At 64.5% G+C, this 16,230-nt stretch carries 16 protein-coding genes and 1 pseudogene; 10 read left to right on the top strand and 7 right to left on the bottom strand.

What is annotated here, in order from left to right; all coding sequences use genetic code 11:
- The first annotated feature begins 19 nt into the window (after positions 1-19).
- Complete coding sequence (locus HMI59_RS19870; protein WP_031216166.1) at positions 20-439, top strand: VOC family protein; 420 nt, start codon at positions 20-22, stop codon at positions 437-439.
- A gap of 15 nt (positions 440-454) precedes the next feature.
- Here HMI59_RS19870 and HMI59_RS19875 read toward each other — a convergent pair whose 3' ends face one another.
- The 6 genes from HMI59_RS19875 to HMI59_RS19900 form a co-directional block, all read right to left on the bottom strand.
- The gene (locus HMI59_RS19875; protein WP_193592310.1) at positions 455-847 is read right to left on the bottom strand and encodes a DUF1304 domain-containing protein; all 393 of its coding nucleotides are present in this window, start codon (positions 845-847) and stop codon (positions 455-457) included.
- Between the two features lie 180 nt (positions 848-1,027).
- Entirely contained in the window at positions 1,028-2,458 is a 1,431-nt protein-coding gene (locus tag HMI59_RS19880; RefSeq protein ID WP_193592311.1) for an IS1380 family transposase, read from the bottom strand.
- Positions 2,459-2,623: 165 nt separating this feature from the next.
- Positions 2,624-3,499, bottom strand: coding sequence for a class II fructose-bisphosphate aldolase (locus tag HMI59_RS19885; RefSeq protein ID WP_193592312.1), 876 nt, complete (start codon positions 3,497-3,499; stop codon positions 2,624-2,626).
- Positions 3,499-4,968: a GntP family transporter gene (locus HMI59_RS19890; RefSeq protein ID WP_193592313.1), complete on the bottom strand. Its 1,470-nt coding sequence runs from the start codon at positions 4,966-4,968 to the stop codon at positions 3,499-3,501. The genes HMI59_RS19885 and HMI59_RS19890 overlap by 1 nt, the downstream gene beginning before the upstream one ends.
- A gap of 141 nt (positions 4,969-5,109) precedes the next feature.
- Entirely contained in the window at positions 5,110-6,009 is a 900-nt protein-coding gene (locus HMI59_RS19895) for an NAD(P)-dependent oxidoreductase (RefSeq protein ID WP_021471278.1), read from the bottom strand.
- 23 nt (positions 6,010-6,032) lie between these two features.
- Entirely contained in the window at positions 6,033-7,547 is a 1,515-nt protein-coding gene (locus HMI59_RS19900) for a four-carbon acid sugar kinase family protein (protein ID WP_254455351.1), read from the bottom strand.
- 120 nt (positions 7,548-7,667) lie between these two features.
- On the opposite strand from HMI59_RS19900, the gene HMI59_RS19905 reads away from it, so the two are divergent.
- Both HMI59_RS19905 and HMI59_RS19910 read left to right on the top strand, forming a co-directional pair.
- Complete coding sequence (locus HMI59_RS19905) at positions 7,668-8,471, top strand: alpha/beta fold hydrolase (RefSeq protein WP_193592315.1); 804 nt, start codon at positions 7,668-7,670, stop codon at positions 8,469-8,471.
- Positions 8,472-8,541: 70 nt separating this feature from the next.
- A complete protein-coding gene (locus HMI59_RS19910) occupies positions 8,542-9,243 on the top strand; it encodes a FadR/GntR family transcriptional regulator (RefSeq protein ID WP_166184919.1) in 702 nt (233 codons plus the stop codon).
- 73 nt (positions 9,244-9,316) lie between these two features.
- On the opposite strand, the gene HMI59_RS19915 is transcribed toward HMI59_RS19910, so the two are convergent.
- Entirely contained in the window at positions 9,317-10,288 is a 972-nt protein-coding gene (locus tag HMI59_RS19915) for an AraC family transcriptional regulator (protein ID WP_227471465.1), read from the bottom strand.
- Between the two features lie 161 nt (positions 10,289-10,449).
- Between HMI59_RS19915 and HMI59_RS19920 the strand changes: the two genes are divergently transcribed.
- From HMI59_RS19920 to HMI59_RS25805, 7 genes and pseudogenes are all read left to right on the top strand, one after another.
- Entirely contained in the window at positions 10,450-10,605 is a 156-nt protein-coding gene (locus HMI59_RS19920) for a hypothetical protein (RefSeq protein WP_166184913.1), read from the top strand.
- Between the two features lie 145 nt (positions 10,606-10,750).
- Positions 10,751-11,539 carry an SDR family oxidoreductase gene (locus HMI59_RS19925; protein WP_193592317.1) on the top strand — a complete coding sequence of 263 codons (789 nt, stop codon included), beginning with the start codon at positions 10,751-10,753 and terminating at the stop codon, positions 11,537-11,539.
- Positions 11,540-11,598: 59 nt separating this feature from the next.
- On the top strand, positions 11,599-12,837 hold the full coding sequence (locus tag HMI59_RS19930) for a styrene monooxygenase/indole monooxygenase family protein (RefSeq protein ID WP_193592318.1): 1,239 nt from the start codon (positions 11,599-11,601) through the stop codon (positions 12,835-12,837).
- A gap of 219 nt (positions 12,838-13,056) precedes the next feature.
- Positions 13,057-14,388 (top strand): annotated as a pseudogene (locus HMI59_RS19935) (styrene monooxygenase/indole monooxygenase family protein); the annotation flags it as partial.
- Positions 14,389-14,503: 115 nt separating this feature from the next.
- Positions 14,504-14,608, top strand: coding sequence for a hypothetical protein (locus tag HMI59_RS25995; RefSeq protein ID WP_255527629.1), 105 nt, complete (start codon positions 14,504-14,506; stop codon positions 14,606-14,608).
- A gap of 13 nt (positions 14,609-14,621) precedes the next feature.
- Complete coding sequence (locus tag HMI59_RS19940) at positions 14,622-15,833, top strand: NAD(P)/FAD-dependent oxidoreductase (protein ID WP_227471466.1); 1,212 nt, start codon at positions 14,622-14,624, stop codon at positions 15,831-15,833.
- Positions 15,737-16,225, top strand: a complete 489-nt coding sequence (locus HMI59_RS25805) for an NAD(P)/FAD-dependent oxidoreductase (RefSeq protein WP_227471467.1) — start codon at positions 15,737-15,739, stop codon at positions 16,223-16,225. Before HMI59_RS19940 ends, HMI59_RS25805 begins: the two co-directional genes overlap by 97 nt.
- Positions 16,226-16,230 lie beyond the last annotated feature (5 nt).

Raw genomic sequence — 16,230 nt, forward strand, 5'->3', positions numbered from 1 at the left:
AACCGGCAGGATCAAAGCCATGACAACTTCCATTTTTGTGAACCTGCCTGTCAGCGACCTCGAGGCGTCCAAGGCCTTCTACACCGCACTCGGATACACCATCAACCCGAACTTCACGGATGAAACCGCAGCCTGCGTGGTTTTCAGCGACACGATTTACACCATGCTCCTGACGCACGACAAGTTCTCCCAGTTCACCAAGCAACCCATCGCCGACACTCACAACTCGACGGCAGCCATCGTCGCGCTCTCGGCCGACAGCCGTGAAGCTGTGGATGCGCTTGCCACCAAAGCATTGGAAGCGGGCGGTACGGAAACCTACGACGCCCAGGACCTCGGGTTCATGTACAGCCGCGCATTCCGGGACCTCGACGGCCACCACTGGGAAGTCTTTTGGATGGACCAAGCCGCAGCCCAGGATGGTCCGCCCGCGTCCTAGCCGGCAAGGACTTCTCTACGGCAGCAGGAGGGCCATAATCCCCAGCACGACGGCGAGCAGCGGGGTTGTGCCTTGAAGCACCGCGGCGCGGAGGTACTTCCGCCCGCTGGCCGCGAGAACCAGGGCCGCCAGCAGCATGGAACCGCACGAGCTGAACACGAGGGTCCAGCCAACCTGCGGAGCCCCGGCCCAGATGGCAACAATGCCTGCCAAAGCCCCGACTGCGAGGAAGAGGTTGTAGAAGCCCTGGTTGTACGCGAGCGGTTTGGTGGTTTCGGCGTCCGCCTGCGACGTGAGGCTGAAGCGTTTCCAAGTGGCCGGCTTGGTCCAGGTGATGGACTCCATGGTGAAGATGTAGACGTGCAACAACGCTGCCACCAGGGCAAAAATCAGGGAGGCCAGAATCATGAGTTGATCCTAGCCTCGATTTTTCATGAGGGGCTGGGATGTTTGCGGGTTGGTGCCGGCTGTTGATCTGCGGTTGTTTTCTGTTTTCGGGCAGTCGGGTGTGGCCTGTTGGTTCGCCTGGTTCGGCGCCGGTTCCACTTCCGGTGATGGGGCTGGTTGTCGGGGTGGGTCAGTGCCTGCTCAGCCTGAGGCGGCAGGCTGAACTTGTCTAAGGTGGCTGGTGTTCTCCAGGAGCAGTTTCAGAAGGTCTTTCTCCGGCGCTGATTCGGGCAGGAGCAGCTGGTTGCGGCGGGCGCGGGTGATGATTTTCCCGGCGGTCGCGAAGAGCCGGTAGCGCCAGCGTTTGATGTCCCAGGTCTTGGCGTGATGGCCGTCCGGGAGCGCGGCGAGCTGGAGCCAGGAGACCGCGTTGAAAGCCAGGGCGGCGATGTTCGCCCAGGCCTGGTTCGCGGCGAAATCGAAGAACGGGAGCTTGCCAAGTCCGGTGCTTTTCAGGGTTTTGATCCGGTTCTCACACCGGCCCCGGGCGCGGTGCCTGGCGTCCAGGAACGGGCCGTGCCAGCGCGGGGAGTTGGTCAACAGCGCGGTGATCCGGTGCCCGTCGGCATCGAGCAGGGTCGGCTGTGCTCCGGGGTGCAGCGGCTCTGCCCGCAGGTAGAGGTTGGTGCCCGGCGGGTAATCGGTGAGCGGGATGATCTCGGTGGCGTTGATGACCCACGCATCGGTGCGGTCGGCCCCGTGCTGGTCCAGGGCCGGCTGCCAGTACTGCTTGTCGCTGATCCAGTCGACCATGTGGGCCTTGCCGAACGGGAGGGTGTAGCTGGTGGAGAACTGCACCCCGAGGCTGTGCAGGTGCCAGAGGAACTTTCGTGAGGCCCCGGCACTGTCGGTGCGGACCAGCACCTTCTCCCCGGCCAGGGCCCCGGACTGGGTAAAGAAGCTCTCCGGCAGTTGGGCAACAGCGGTGTGGAAGGTCCGGATGTGGTCCTCGGCGCTGTTGGCTCCGGCGTTGCCCGGGCGCAGGAGCGCGGCGAGGATTTCCCCGGATCCGTTGCCGGTGCCGTAATCGACGGTGGCGATGAAAGGGGCGAAGCCGTAGCCGCCTTTGTAGGTGCCGGCGACGTTTTCCTTATCGGAATGTGAGGTCACCAGGGTCGCGTCGATGTCGATGATGAGTGGGTCCGCGGCCGTCGCGGACAAGGCCGGATTCCTTGCCCCGGCGGCGTTCCAGGCCCGGGTGCGCAGTTCCCTGGTGAGGGTCTCGAACCCGTAGCCGAACAGTTCCGGGTTGGTCACGGTGCGCTCGAAGAACCGTGACACGGTCGCGTTCGAGGGCACCTGCCCGAAGATCCCGGGCGAGGAACGCAGGATGTCCAGATCCGAGGCGTGTTCTCCTCCGGCGGCGAGCATCGCTGCCAGGGAACCGAGCAGTTTGCCCGGGCGATGCCGGGCGCCGGAGGGAACGAACTGGCCAAGTCTGTCCTCGCACAGCCTGCCGAAACCAAGGGCGTCCATGAAGCCCGTGAGCACCGAAACCCCGGCGTGGGAGATCAGCGACTGGCCGGTGAAACTGACCGGCAGGGACGGGAAAACGAAGGTAGACTTTTGCATCGAAAGGGTGCTCCCTCGCTCGGCAAATAACGGTCTCGACAACCACTATTTTCCCAGCTCAGAGCACCCTTTCCCTGATTAACACGCCAGCCCGGCAAACCCGCCATGAAAACCCCGGGCTAGCCTCTCCACGTCTCCGTTTGAGGACCGTTGGTGCGCTTGCCGTCAGGCGTTCAGCATCGCCAGCGTGGCACCGGCGAACGACCATGCCGAGCCGTTCCAACGCGCCAGCAAGCCTTGCAGGTTCTCGCCGTCCGCACGATGCGCCGCGGTCTCAGCCTCGAGCGTGGCGAGGATCCCGGTGCGGAGCTCGGTGTTGAAGTTCACCTTGCCCACCTGCATGGAGGACGCTTTGGAGAGCTCACTGGCTGGAATGCCGGACGCGCCATGGAGCACCAACGGAACATCGGTCCGGGCGGCGACGTCCTGCAGGACGTCCCAGCGGATGTTGGGCTCGCCCGTGTACTTTCCGTGCACGTTACCCACCGCAACTGCCAGCAACTGCGCGCCGGTTCGCCCGACGAAGTCGCTCACCTGCTCCGGATCCGTCAAACCCGCAACGGAAGGACCGGCGTCGGGGGCTTCACCCGAGGCGCCGAACGCCCGGTCCTCGTCCCCTGCCAAGCCGCCCAGCTCCGCTTCGATGACGACGTCGGCATGGCCGTCGGCGTCGAGCATGGCACGGACTTCGCGAACCAGGGCGATGTTGTCCTCGTAGGCCAGGGACGAACCATCGGCCAGGACGGCGTCCGCACCGGCATTCACGGAGTCACGGATGACCTGCAGGTCGGAGGCGTGGTCCAACTGCACGGAGACCGGAACACCGGCATTGTCCGCCAGGCCCCGCAAGGCTGTAATGAGCCGCAGCCCGTTGGGCGTTGCCGCGGTTTTCGGGGCTACCAGCAGGATCACGCCTGACCGTGCTTCCTCGGCCGCCGAAACGACGGCCATGGCGGTGGTGAAGTCGTAGCACGTGAAAGCGGGAACAGCGGATCCGGCGGCCAGGGCAGAGTTGACCACTTGGTCGAGTTGGGCACGCATCAGTGGCCCAGCCCGCCCACGAGGATCCACGCCACGTACGTCAGGGCGAAACCGGCCAAGCCCAGGATGGTGGTGAGGACGGTCCAGGTCTTGAGTCCGTCGGACACGGTGAGGCCGTAGTAGCGGACCACGGTCCAGAAGCCAGCATCCGTAACGTGGGACAAGCCGAGCGAACCGAACCCGATGGCGATCACGATCACGGCGATCTGGGCCGGCGAGTAGCCGCCTTCCATGACCGCGGAGGTGAGCAGGCCCGTCGTCGTGACGATGGCGACGGTTGCCGAGCCCTGCGCGGCGCGGAGGGCGAGGGAGATGATGAAGCCGAGCACGATCACCGGCAGGCCAAGGCTGTCCAGGGTGTGGGACAGCGCGGCACCGATGCCGGACGTGCGGAGGACTTCGCCAAACACGCCACCGGCTGCAACAACCATGAGGATGGATGCGATGGGAGGAAGTGCGCCTTCGAAGATCTCTCCTGTTTCCTTCAGGGACCAATGGCGGCGGACTGCCAGCAGGAAGAAGGACAAAGCAACGGCAACCAGAAGAGCGAAGAACGGGTTGCCGATGAACGACGCCACTCCGTACCAGTAGTTGTCCTTGGGGATGGTCAGCGTGCCGACGGTGCCAAGGAGGATCTGGACGATGGGAGCGGCGATCAGGAACATGATGAGGCCGGGACGCGGAGGAGCGATGGCGCGGGCGCCGGGACCGTCGTGGCCTACGTGAACCAGGGTTTCAGCCGAGCCGAACTCTTCCACCTGGGCTTTGACGCCGGGGAGCAGCTCGTACTCCTTGCGGTTCATGATGCTGGCAACCCAGTAGGACAGGAAGCCGAGCGGGACGCAGATGATGAGCGAAATAAGCGTGATGAGTCCGATGTCGGCGCCGAAGACGCCGGCGCCGGCAACGATGCCCGGGTGCGGCGGGACGGCCACATGGATGGACAGCATGATGCCGGCCATGGGCAGGCCGAACTTGATCGGGTGCACGTTCGCGATCTTGGCGAAGGCGTAGACGATCGGGACGAGGACGATGACGCCCACTTCGAAGAACACGGGAATGGCAACAAGGAAGCCGACCGCGGTCAGCGCGATGGCTACCCGCTTGGCGCCAAGCTTCTCCGTGAAGTGCGTGGCCAGCGACTGCACGCCGCCGGAGACCTCGATCATGCGGCCGAGGATGGCACCGAGGGCGATCAGCAGCGCAACCTTGCCCATGGTGCTGCCCACACCCGTGGTCACCACCGTGAAGATGTCCTTCAGCGGGATCTGCGCCGCGACGCCTACAAGGATGCTGACGGCCAGGAGTGCGACGAATGCCTGGATCTTGAAGCGGATGATCAGCACCAGCAGCAGTGCGATGCCTGCAGCGGCGATGGTCAGCAGCAGCGGAGTACCCAGCTCCACTGCGGGTTTGATAGCGGGCGCGTCGGCCGCGCGAACCATCAAGGAGTTAATGAGGGGGTTCATTGGGGGAAATGTCTCCTATGACATACCGGTCCGGGGACCGGCGAAAGGTGGCGACGACGACGGAGGGGGGACCGCCGTCGTCGCGGGTTTTACTGAGGTGCTGAAGCGCCCATGCGGACGCTGGCGGGGTTGCGGCTCCGCTTAGGCGGTGCGCTTGGCGGGTGCCACAACCTTGATGACGGCGGAGTCGTCGGCAGCGGCGAGGCCCTGGGCCTGGCCGAGGAGGTAGAGCTGTTCGGCGGCGGCTGCGACGGGAGCAGCCAGGCCGGCGGCGCGGGTGGCCTTGCCGACGATTCCCATGTCCTTGACGAAGATGTCCAGGCGGCTGAGGACTTCGGCGCCTTCTTCAGTGTAGGCCTCCAGGATGCGCGGGCCGCGGTTGGAGAGCATGAAGGATCCTGCAGCGCCGGCTTCGAGCGCGGCGAGGGTCTTGGCCTGGTCAAGGCCAAGCGCGTCGGCGAGGGCCATGGCCTCGGCAGCAGCGGCAATATGGACGCCGCACAGGAGCTGGTTGACGGTCTTGAGGGCCTGGCCGTCACCGGGCTTGTCGCCAACGATGCTGAGGGTGGAGGCAAGGAGCTCAAGGGCAGGACGGGCCTTCCCGAGCGCCTCGGGCTCAGCGCCGACGACGATCAGGAGGTCGCCTTCCCCGGCGCGCTTCGGGCCACCGGACAGCGGGGCGTCAACAAGGGACACACCGTATTCGGCAAGCTTGGCCACCGTTGCCGGAATGGCCTCGGTGCCCACGGTGCTGCCGAGGATCACGACGGCGCCCGGCTTCAGGACGGGAGCCACGCCGTTCTCACCGAACAGGACGTCGTTCAGCTGCTCGCCGTTGCGGACCGCCAAGAGCAGGGCGTCCGCGCCTTCGGAGGCTTCGCGGGCAGTGCTGAAGGTCTTGATGCCTGCCGCGGCGGCGAGATCCAGGCGGGCTTCGGCGATGTCGAAGCCGTGGACGGTCAGCTCGGATGCAAGGCGGGTTGCCATCGGCAGGCCCATGGCGCCCAGGCCGAGGACGGTAACGGTGTAGTTGCTGGTCATGATGTTCTCCGTTGAAGGTGTTTCTAGAAAGTGCTGCTGAGTTTGCGGGTGACGTGGGCCAGTGACTGGTCGTCGCCCACGTTGCCGGCGAAGACGATGTACGGGATGCCCTTCGCGGGGCCGTCCACGGGTTCCCAGAGGGAGACGATTCCGGGAAGCATCGGCCCCCGGACAATCGCGTGGCGGATTTCCAGGCCGTGCGCTGCAACGTCGGAGGAGGTGATACCGCCCTTTGCAATGACGAAGCGCGGCGGGAAGGTCTTCAGGGTCCGGTTCACGACCGATACGACGGCGGCAGAAACTGTGCGGGCGATCTTCAGGCTCGCTGCGGGATCGTCGGTCTTGATGAGCAGGCGGCTGGTGTGGACTATGACGTCGCCTTCCCGGAGGGCATCGACGACGTCGCTGACCACTGTTGCGATGTACTCGTCAGCTTCCGTTGCTGTTTTGGTTTCGGCAACGAGTTTTTCCACATCGATCTCAATGATGCGGGCGCTGCTGTGTTCGCTGGTGAGGACGTTGAGTTGGCGGGTGGTCACGCCAACGTGTGAGCCGACCACAATCAGGCCCCCGGCGGTGGAGGGTGTGTTGCCGGCGTACGCCTCATCTCCAGTGAGGGCCTCGCGGATCTCCTGGCCGATGCGGCCACGGACGAACGGCGGGCCAACGCGGTAAAGGAGCTTCTTGCCGCGGCGTTCCGCTTCTTCCAGGCCGAGGGCCAGCGCACGGAAGTCATTCTCGGTGACGATGTCCGCCACAATCGGGGTGGAGTCGGTAGCCGGCTCGATGGCGTCGGCGATCGCCTTGGCTGAGATGGCGGGATCCTGTGCCGAGGCACCGGCGCGGATGATGTTCAGGTCCAGGACAATCACGTCCTCCGCGGGGAAGCGTCCCTGTGACTTCTCCTCCACATACTTGGCCATCCGGGAGTTCGAGAACCCGAACGTGGCGTCCTTGGCGAACTCGGTCTCAGCAACCGGGGTGAGTGCGCCGGCGTCGTCCCCGGAGCCGCGCATGTAGTGCACGCCGCCGATGGTGACGCGGCCGGCGTCGGGGAAGGCCGGAACGATCACGACGCCGTCCGTGGCGCCGCCCGTTTCTGCAGCCACGGTTGCGGCGATGACGTCAGGCTCCAGCGGGTAGTGGCCGCGAAGGGTGGAGTCGCTGCGGCTCACGAAGCCGAGCGTCACGTCGCCGGCAGCTGCGGCGAGGGCGTTGCGGACGATTTCCTCGTTACGCGCCGCCGCCTCGGCCGGGTCCAGGCTGCGGGTATTCGTCAGGACGTAGACGGCGGGCTTGGTCTGGTTCCTGCGGATGTGATCGAAGGCCCACGTGAAATCTTCCACGTCCCAGCGGGTCAGCACCGCGAGGTCGGCAACGGACTGGGTACCCGTGGGGTCGTCGTCCAGGACAACCAGGATGCGGGGGCTGTTCGCCGAGGACGCTGCAACGGCGTCGGCCACCAGCTGCGCAGGGATCTGAACTTCCGCCGGGAAGGCGGCCAGGACTTCGGCTTCAGGGATCACGGAACACTCCATTGTGGGAAATCTAAGCGGCAATGATGTGAATGTAAGATGTCAGACATCTAACATTTCAATGCCAGTGTGACACAGCGCTCCTTACCGCGCAAGGCGATCACGCTGGCTAGGCTATGGACCATGGCTGACATTGAGGTCCCGCCCTGCTTTGTTGACGTTCGCGAGCCCTCCGAAGCCCCGAACAACCAGCCCCCTGCAGTCCTGATCCATGGCTGGGCATCCGGATCGGCTTACTGGGAGCCCTTGGCCTCGAAGCTTGTGAAGCGCGGTCAGACCGTGTGGATCCTGGACCTCCCCGGTTACCACGCCGGCCAGGAACTTCCGCAGGACTTTGAGTGGACGCTGGAGACGGCTGCAGCATCGGTTGGAGCCACAATCGGGTCCTTGGCTTCGGGCCCCGTTCACCTGGTGGGTCATTCCATGGGAGGCAGTGTCGCCCTGACGTTGGCCGCAACCCGGCCGGACCTGGTAGCTACGCTGACGCTCGTGGGAATGGTGCCGGCGCCGCCCAACGCCGGCTTCCGCAACCTGATCCAGGCGCAGGTGGAGCAAGGACACTTCGATGCAGGGTTCGTCGGGAAGTGCATGAGGGCTTGGTACGGGGATCTCCCTGCGGAGGATGAAGAGAAGCTCAGCAAAGGCTTTGGCCTGCCCTTCCGGGTTCTTGCCCCGAGCGCATTGGCGGCCACGACCGGCGTCGGGCCTTCAATACCCGGGCGCGTCCAGGCACCCCTGCTGGTCATCGCCGGAGTGGGCGACCGCGTGCGTTCCATCGACCAGATGGCTGACTTTGCAGCGGCTGCTCCAGGCAGGCAGCTCAAAGCGGTGGAGAACGCGGGGCACAGCGTCCACTGGGAACAGCCGGAGGCATGCGCTGTGACGCTGATGGAGTTTTGGAAAACAACCCGGCCACTGCCAGCGTAAGATGTCTGACAACCATCCTGCCCAGGGGGAACCGCGGGATGGGAGATCGGAAGCAAGGAAAGGGGGACCCATGGCACGCAAGTCGCTGGTCGGCGTCGTTGCTGATGAGCTGCTGGACAGGATCGTCGCCGGCGAGTTTCCGCCCGGCACTGTAGTCCCGGGCGAGCTGGAGCTCAGTGCGCGCCACGAGGTGAGCCGCATGACGGTCCGCGAAGCCATGAAAACCCTTGAAGCCCAGAAGATCCTGAGTGTTGAGCGCGGCCGGGGAACGTTCGTGAACCCCCTGAATCAGTGGACTTCGCTCGAGGCCGTGCTGCGCGCGGCGTCCGAAGGTACCAAGGATGCGGCGGCCGCCATCCAGCTCATCGAACTTCGGCGCATGCTGGAGACCGGCGCCTGTGAGCTCGCCGCCGGCCGCATTTCAGACGAGGACCTCGCGGTCCTCAAGGATCACGTGGAGCAGATGCAGTCCGCCCATGAGATCAACGATGTTGCAGCGTTCGTCGAGGCCGACCTCGCGTTCCACGACGTCATTCTGCACGCCTCCGGCAACGTGTTCGTAGCCGTACTGTTCGAGCCGTTGCATCGCGTGCTCGAGGCCCGCCGCACGCAGACTTCAGCGGTTCCCGAGATCCAGGAACACGCCATCAAGCACCACCGCAGCATCACCACGGCTCTGGAGTCCCGCAACGCCAACGACGCCCGGCTGGCCATGGATGAGCACATGCAGCAGACCCTGGACGATCTGAAGACGTACGTGCTGGAGGCCTAGCGCCTCCCCGATCTGACTGGCATTAGGGGTTGTTCTGAGGGCTCAGAGCAACCCCTAATGCCAGTCAGTTGGGTCAGCGGCGCAGGCTCTCCGACGGCAATTCACCGAATGTCTGCAGGTACAGCGCCGAGAACCGTCCCTGGTGGGTAAACCCGCACAGTTCGGCCACTGCGGTCACCGTTTGCTCCCTCGGATCGGCCTCCAAGAGCATCTCGCGGGCGCGGTCCAGACGGATCGACCGCAACAACTCCGACGGCGTAGCACCGCATTCCGCCCGGAGCGCCGTCTGCAGCGTGCGCACCGATACACCAAGGCACTCCGCGATGTCCGGCACTGTGAGTTCCTCGAAGGCATGCCGCTCCAACAGCTCGCGGCATTCCATGACCAAGCGACTCTCCGTTTCCACATCCCGCATCCCGGGCTCCGGAGCTTCCATGGCCATCAGCAGCCGCGACATCATGCTGTCCGCCAGCAATCCCTGCACGAACGCAGGCGTGGCCGCTTGCGGCTTGCTGATCAGGTCATCGTGAAGTTCGACGACGGACCTCAGGAACGCCCTGCCGGCTGCGGGTGTGAGGTCCATGCCGTAGCCGAGCCCGCCTTTGGGTTCCAGGCCACCGTTGAGTGATGTGGCCACCCGTTCAAGCGCAGTCCGGCGAACATACACAATCAGGTGCGGGCTGCCCGCATCCCACGACATGCTGAAGGGGCGGTCAACAGGCGGGACGGAAGCCATACGCGGGGTTGATTCAACACTGGCTGACCCCACCTGCATGGAGGCGTGGCCCGCCAATGGGATCTGAACCAGATGGAAATCCTGCAGGCCCTCCGGCTCGATCCGCACATCGGCCCCGTAATCCAGGAACTCGATCCCTACATCCCCGCGGTGCAGCGAGCGCAGCTTCATGTCCACGGCAGCCTTGCTGGCACGGGGCGCAAGTTCATGGCCGCAGAACAGCTCGGCAATTTTCGCGTGCGCTTCGTCAACATCCCTGGTGGCAGTCGTCGGCCGCCCACGCAAGACGTCGCGGGGAAGGATCCTCACCACATGGCACCTACCTAGGGTCTGGGTACGGCATTTCGCTTTCCGGATGATCCTTACGCCTGGCGGATATTCCGAACCTGAGCAGCTGCCTAAAGTCGCTCTTAGACCAAGTATGACGTACGTCATATTTCTGCAACAGCGTTGAAGGAGGTGAAAACTCCGTGAAGAACATCAAGCTGGTTCACGACCGCCGCCATGAGTGGGAGCGGCACTTTGAGGCCTGGGAAAAGCAGCTGCGCACGCCGGAGGCAACGGTGACGTCCGCTCCTTGGGTTGGGTGGCTCGAGGAAGACGACGAACAGTACCCCGGCGATTGATTCCGCCTCAGTTGCGCATTCCGGATGACGTCCGCGCCAAGTGGATATTCCGGGAGGCGGGCGGCTACCTAGAGTCACTTCACAGCGAATATGAAGCACGCCACATTCGCTCATCAGCAGAATCCACAAAGGAGAGGGTTTGGCCATGTCAGGACTCGAAGGCAGGACCGCAGTGGTCACGGGCGGAGCAACCAAAGTGGGCCAAGGCGTTGTCACTGCGTTGCGCGATGCAGGAGCCACTGTGGTGGTATCCGACATTGACCCCGACGGCGGTACGGTCACCAAAGCGCTCGGGGAAGGGATCCACTACTCCCACACGGATATCACGGACGACTCCGCCCTCAACGAGTTGATCGAGGAGACAGTGGCCCGCCACGGCGGCCTGGACATCCTGGTGAACCTGGCCTGCACCTACAAGGACGAAGGCGCAGGCTCCGGCCGGGCGGACTGGCTCGAGGCCCTCAACGTCAACGTGGTCAGCGCAGTAATGGCCGCCAACGCGGCCAGACCGCATCTGGCAAAGTCCGGACACGGCGTGATCATCAACTTCACCTCCATTTCCAGTTCCGTTGCCCAGACCGGCCGCTGGCTCTACCCCGCAAGCAAAGCTGCGTTGGTCCAGGTCACCCGCAGCATGGCAGTGGACTTCGCCCCGGACAACATCCGGGTCAATTCGGTGAGCCCCGGCTGGGTATGGAGCAACATCATGGATTCCCTCAGCAACGGGAACCTCGACAAGACGGACGCTGTTGCCGCCCCTTTCCACGCCCTCAAAAGAGTGGGCCGGCCACGCGAAGTGGGTGACGTCGTCGCCTTCCTGGCGAGTGACCAGGCCAGTTTCGTGACCGGCGCAGACTGGGCCGTGGATGGCGGCTATTCGGCACTGGGCCCGGAACGCGCCGAAGAGACCATCCCCCTCCTGGCCGCCAACTAAAAGCCAAAGAATCCACCCGACCGCTTCGAAAACGTCCCCACCATAGAAGGGCAAGAACCATGACGCAACGCCACATTACGATCGTCGGCGCAGGCCAGTCCGGCCTTCAGCTGGGCATCGGCCTGCTGGACGCCGGCTACCAGGTAACCACCATCTCCAACCGGACGCCGGAAGAGATCCGGGACGGAAAAGTCGCGTCCAGCCAGTGCATCTTCCACAACGCCCTGGAGCACGAGCGCGCGTTGGGACTTGATTTCTGGCCCGACGCACCCACCGTTGACGGGATCTCGTTCACCGTCCCGCACCCCGAACTTCCGGGTGAGAAAGCCATCAGCTGGGCCTCGAGGCTGGACAACCACGCCCAGTCCATCGACCAACGCGTCAAGTTCCCCAGGTTCATGGAGGAGTTCATCAAACGCGGCGGCGAGCTGGTGTTCGAGGATGCAGGCGTTGATGAGCTGGAACGCTATGCACTGAACTCGGACCTGGTGATCGTGGCCGCGGGCAAGGGCGAGATCGCCCAACTCTTCAGCCGGGACGCTGAACGCAGCACCTATGACACGCCCCAGCGCGCTCTGGCCCTCACCTACGTCACCGGCTTGAAGCCCCGCGAAGAGTACTCAGCGGTCTCCTTCAACCTCATCCCGGGCGTGGGCGAGTACTTCGTTTTTCCAGCACTGACCACCACCGGCACCTGCGAAATCATGGTCTTCGAAGGCGTCCCGGGCGGTCCCATGGACGTGTGGGAGGGCCTTACTCCGGACGAGCACCTGGAAACGTCCAAGAACATCCTTGAGACCTTCCTTCCATGGGAAGCCGAACGGGCTACTGACGTCCATCTGACCGACCCCAACGGCATCCTGCAGGGCCGCGTCGCCCCCACCGTCCGCCACCCGATTGCCGCGCTCCCCAGCGGCAGGCAGGTACTTGGCCTTGCCGACGTCGTGGTTTTGAACGATCCCATCACCGGCCAGGGTTCCAACAACGCCAGCAAGTGCGCGGCGTCGTACCTGCAGAGCATCATTGAGCACGGCGACCGCCGCTATGACCCGGCATTCATGCAGGCCACGTTCGAACGCTATTGGGATTACGCCCGACACGTTGCACACTGGACCAATGCCCTGCTGGCTCCTCCCCCGCCGCACGTCCTTGAGTTGCTGGGCGCGGCAAACCAGGTTCCGGAAATCGCGCACCGCTTTGCCAACGGCTTCAACCACCCGCCGGAATTCCAGGAGTGGTTCATGTACCCGGACAAAGCCGAGGACTACCTCGCAGCCCTGGGTGCCAAGGTTTCCTGACCCCGGATTTTCATAGCACGCCCCTGCTAATAAGGATTTACCATGCGCACAATCGCAATCATCGGAGCCGGCGAATCCGGCGCCCAGCTGGCCTTGGGCCTGCAACGGGAGGGCTACGCCGTCACGCTGTTCTCGGACCGCTCGGCAGCCCAAATCAGGTCAGGGAAAGTCATGTCCAGCCAGTGCATGTTCGCACCCGCCTTGGACGCCGAAGCACAAATGGGGACCGCGTTTCCCGACTCGGGAGCTGCCCCCGCCATTGGTTCCATCCACCTGCGCGTTGAGGGTCAGGAACCGATTGAGTGGGAAGCCCCCTTGGACGGCCCGGCAAGGTCCGTTGACCAGCGGCTCAAGAGCGCGCACTGGATCGAACGGTTCGTCGCGAATGGCGGCGACTTCCGGATCGAGAAAGTCACTCCCCGCCTTCTGGAAGAACTGGCCCGGGACTACGAGTTGGTGATCGTCAGTACGGGAAAGGGCGAAATCGGGCAGGTGTTCCCGCGGGACAAGGCCAAGTCGCCGTTTGACCGTCCCCAGCGGGTGCTGGCGCTCAATTACGTCACCGCTTCCGGAACGGACGACGGCGGGGCTGCCGCCATCCGGATGTCCATGGCGCCGGGTGTGGGTGAGTTTTTCACTTTCCCGGGACTCACCGCGTCCGGCCCCTGCCGCATGATGGTGTTCGAGGGAGTGGTGGGCGGCCCCATGGACTGTTGGTCCGGCGTCGTAAGTCCCGAAGACCAGCTGGAGCGTTCGCTGCAGCTGCTCCGGGACCATTTCCCGCACGAGGCCGCCGCTTTCGAAGGCGCCGCTCTGACCGACGACGGCGCCACGCTCCTGGGACGCATCACTCCGACGGTGCGGTCCGCGGTAGGGGAACTGGCGAACGGCAGCCTGGTCTTCGGGCTCGGCGACGCCGTGGTCCTGAACGATCCGCTGACCGGCCAGGGGTCAAACAACGCGACGCTGGCAGCCAAGTACTACCTCGATGCGATCGTGCGCCGTGGCCGGCAACCGTTCGACGGGGAATGGATGGAGCGCACGTTCGACGAGTTCTGGCGCGGGTGGGGCCAGTGGTCGGTGGCGTGGACGAATGACCTGCTCAAGCCGCGTCGGGACCATCAGGCCACCCTCCTGCGCGAAGCCGCCGAGCATCCGGCCCTGGCCGCAAGCATCGTGGCCGGGTTCGACGATCCGCGGACTTCCTATCCATGGTGGTTCGACCCGACGGCGGCTGCGGACTTCATGCAGGCGCGCAAGGAAGAGGACTCCGCCGTCTTCGATGTGCGTGATTTCCGCAGCGCATTGGGCCAATACGCAACCGGCGTCACGGTGGTCACCACCGTTTCCCCGGACGGCCGGAAGGTGGGCATGACGGCGAACTCCTTCACCTCCGTGTCCATGGAACCGCCCTTGGTCCTGTGGTGCCCCAGCAAGCGGGCCCCGAGCCTGACGGATTTCGAGGAATCGACGCACTTCGCCATCAACGTCCTGGCCAGCGATCAGCATGTGCTGTCCCGCCAGTTCGCTACGCCGGCCTCGGACAAGTTCCAAGGTGCCGAAACCACCGAAGGCATTGCCGGGGTGCCCCTGTTGGACGGCGCGGTAGCTACCTTCCAGTGCCGCACAGTGCCGCACAGTGTCGCGCCACGACGCCGGCGACCATGTGATCTACGTTGGCGAAGTGGAGAAGTACAGCAACGACGGTGGTTCTCCCCTTGTGTTCCATAGCGGCAAGTACCACGCGACAGCCAGCCACCCCGACTTCTGAGAGGGCATCATCCATGAACAACGTTGCCGTCATCGGCTCCGGTATCAACTCCTTGGTTGCCGCTGCGGAGCTTGCCCTCGCCGGACAACAGGTCTGCCTGATCGAGCAGTCCGACCGGCTAGGAGGCTTCATTCACTCAGGCGAACGGACGCTGCCGGGGTTTATCCACGATTCGTTTTCGTCGTGGCATCCACTCTTTGTTTCCGGCGGCGCGTACGCCGTGCTGGGCAGTGAACTGCACAAGAGGGGCCTGCAGTACTGCAATACAGACGGCGCCGTCACCGCGTCGGTGGCTGCGGACCCTGTGACCGGCGAGCACAGGGTGGCCCTTGCCCACCGGGATCCTGCGGAGACGGCGAAGGCCTTCAAGCACCCGGCGGATCAGCAGGCCTACGTCACCATGCTCGATGACCTGGGCCGTCAGGCCGGGACCGTCTTCGGGGCGTTCGGGGCGGAATTGCGTTCCCTCAAAGAGCTGGCACGGCTGGGCTTTGGCGCTGTGCGGACCGGCAAGGTGAAGGCCAACGAGGCCTTTCTCAGGGACGCCGTGATGAGCGGCCGCAACTACCTCCGCAGCCGCTTCGATGGTTGGGAAACGGACCAGCTATGGTCTCCCTGGCTCCTGCACGCAGGCCTCGGCCCGGACCAGGCAACAGGAGGCGTGATGCTGCCCGTGATGGCCATGAGCATGCACACCTTCGGCTTGCCGGTGGTCAAGGGCGGAGCCGCACGCTTTGTTGCAGCCTTTGAATCACTGCTCCGGGACAACGGTGCGCGGATCATGCTCGGCACCGAAGCCCAAGAAATCCTTTCGGTGTCCGGCTCGGTGACCGGGGTCCGCACCTCCCAGGGGATCGTCCAAGCGGACACCGTGCTGGCCAACGTTTCGCCCCAGGCCCTCTACACCCGCTTGCTGCCTGATGCCCCGGCACACCTGGCCGACGCCGCCCGCAGGTACCAGAACGGCCGCGGCGCCATGCAGGTCCACCTTGCCTGGACAAGCCTGTCCGATGGTTGGATCCCCGCCTCAACGAGGTTCCGCTGGTCCATATCAGCAACGGATCGGACAGCACGGGCATCGCGTGCGCCCAGGCTGAGGCGGGGCTCTTGCCGGCGGAACCAACCATCGTGGTGGGACAGCAGTGCGTCCTGGATCCCTCCAGGGCACCCGAAGGCAAAGCGACGCTGTGGCTGCAGCTCCAGGAGGTTCCGTTCGAGCCGGTAGGGGACGCTGCGGGTGAGCTGTCTGTGGCCGGGGGTTGGTCGGAGAAGTTGAAGCAGGCCTACCTGCACCGTGTCCTTGAGCGGCTTGAGCAGTTCGCGCCGGGAACGCGGGCTACCGTTCTGGCCTCGGACATCATCGCCCCTCCGGACCTCGCTGCAAGCAACCCGAACGCTGTTAGCGGTGACCCGTACGGCGGCTCGGCCGAGCTCTTCCAGAACCTGCTCTGGCGGCCGTTTCCCCAAGCCGCCGGCCACCATACGACCGTCAGGGGACTTTGGCACATCGGGGCTTCCACCCACCCCGGCCCTGGCCTCTCCGGCGGTTCAGGCCACCTCGTGGCACAGCGTCTGACAACCAGGAAATCCAACCCATTCAAGCGAAACCAGCGATAGGAGAA

Origin of the sequence: Paenarthrobacter sp. YJN-5 (assembly GCF_015040095.1) — a bacterium.
Classification (GTDB): Bacteria; Actinomycetota; Actinomycetes; order Actinomycetales; family Micrococcaceae; genus Arthrobacter; species Arthrobacter ureafaciens.

Coding starts and splice junctions, on each gene's coding strand:
- HMI59_RS19925 (WP_193592317.1), top strand. CDS start 10,751: ATGTCAGGACTCGAAGGCAGGACCGCAGTGGTCACGGGCGGAGCAACC.
- HMI59_RS19940 (WP_227471466.1), top strand. CDS start 14,622: ATGAACAACGTTGCCGTCATCGGCTCCGGTATCAACTCCTTGGTTGCC.
- HMI59_RS19930 (WP_193592318.1), top strand. CDS start 11,599: ATGACGCAACGCCACATTACGATCGTCGGCGCAGGCCAGTCCGGCCTT.
- HMI59_RS19900 (WP_254455351.1), bottom strand. CDS start 7,547: ATGGAGTGTTCCGTGATCCCTGAAGCCGAAGTCCTGGCCGCCTTCCCG.
- HMI59_RS19875 (WP_193592310.1), bottom strand. CDS start 847: ATGATTCTGGCCTCCCTGATTTTTGCCCTGGTGGCAGCGTTGTTGCAC.
- HMI59_RS19890 (WP_193592313.1), bottom strand. CDS start 4,968: ATGAACCCCCTCATTAACTCCTTGATGGTTCGCGCGGCCGACGCGCCC.
- HMI59_RS19885 (WP_193592312.1), bottom strand. CDS start 3,499: ATGCGTGCCCAACTCGACCAAGTGGTCAACTCTGCCCTGGCCGCCGGA.
- HMI59_RS19880 (WP_193592311.1), bottom strand. CDS start 2,458: ATGCAAAAGTCTACCTTCGTTTTCCCGTCCCTGCCGGTCAGTTTCACC.
- HMI59_RS19870 (WP_031216166.1), top strand. CDS start 20: ATGACAACTTCCATTTTTGTGAACCTGCCTGTCAGCGACCTCGAGGCG.
- HMI59_RS19895 (WP_021471278.1), bottom strand. CDS start 6,009: ATGACCAGCAACTACACCGTTACCGTCCTCGGCCTGGGCGCCATGGGC.
- HMI59_RS19910 (WP_166184919.1), top strand. CDS start 8,542: ATGGCACGCAAGTCGCTGGTCGGCGTCGTTGCTGATGAGCTGCTGGAC.
- HMI59_RS19905 (WP_193592315.1), top strand. CDS start 7,668: ATGGCTGACATTGAGGTCCCGCCCTGCTTTGTTGACGTTCGCGAGCCC.